The organism is Bacillus sp. 05T31, from assembly GCF_056396725.1.
Genome location: NZ_JBFTMA010000995.1, coordinates 1 through 1,164, shown reverse-complemented (window position 1 = coordinate 1,164; position 1,164 = coordinate 1). Strand labels below are relative to the sequence as shown.

Sequence of the window (1,164 nt, the reverse complement as noted above, 5' to 3'; positions counted from 1 at the left end):
TGTGAAATCCATTCAATGAGTATGGAATTCTTTACATGGCCATGGATGAAGTTATTCTTTGAAGAAGATGCGGATAAATATTATTTCTCACACTTAAGTTCAGCACTTCTATTTTTACCGTACGGTGTATCTGTAGATGAATATCAACATTATGTATATGAAAATCCAGAAGCATCGCCAGCAGAACGTAAGTCAGCATGGCGTAACATAGAGAAGAAGTATTTACCACATCGTGATTATGAAGATAATGATTATTTAGAACGTGGTGGTTTCTGGCAACGTCAAGGTCATATTTATAGCTCACCTTTCTATTATATTGACTACACGTTAGCTCAAATTTGTGCACTGCAATTTTGGAAACGTGCAAGAGATAATAGACAAGAGGCTTGGGAAGATTATGTGAATCTTTGTCAACAAGGTGGAAGTAAATCATTCTTAGAGTTAGTAGAAGTTGCAAATTTAACATCACCATTCGCTGAAGGGTGTGTAAAAAGTGTAATTACAGAAATTGAAGCGTGGTTACGTGCTGTYGACGACACAAAATTGTAAAAAAACATGCACTTTTTTCCTATGTTTAACATCGACATAATAGAAAAATGATGAGATAATAAAAGAAAATTCAGAATTATTTTAGGGGTGTTTCTAATGGGGAGCGCCCCTTTTCACCAACAAAAGGGGGAAAGCACTATGCTTCAATCTAATATGGATGTTAGTTTAGAAACTTTAGTCCACTCATTACAGTCTACACGAAGTACGCTGTTATCAGAAATTGAAATGTTAAATGATACGGAGGTGAATGTAAAGCCACGCCGTGATAAATGGAGTATTATTCAAATTTTGCATCATTTGCATTTAGTTGAACAGTCTGTCACATCTGCCCTTGTATATGCTTTGCAAAAAAAAGAAAGAAAACTTGCTCCATTTAAAGACCTCCAACTTACGCTTGATCGCACACATAAAAGGGAAGCTCCTCAACAAATGAAACCAACAGAAACATTAATGAAAAAACTGCAAGGAATTCAATTACTWGAACATTCACGACAAGAATTATTACATGCCCTTCATAGTGTAATAGATGAAAAAGAATTATTTGAAAATGGATTAAAACATCCTATTTTTAATGATTTGAATTTATATCAATGGGTTCAATTTCTAGATTTACAC

Annotated in this window: 2 protein-coding genes; both read left to right on the top strand. The window is 34.3% G+C overall.

The features are described from left to right. Positions 1 to 549: M3 family metallopeptidase (locus AC1DJR_RS30645; RefSeq protein ID WP_477004330.1), on the top strand; the 549-nt coding region annotated here is incomplete at its 5' end. 138 nt (positions 550 to 687) lie between these two features. Beyond that, positions 688 to 1,164: DinB family protein (locus tag AC1DJR_RS30640; RefSeq protein ID WP_477004329.1), on the top strand; the 477-nt coding region annotated here is incomplete at its 3' end.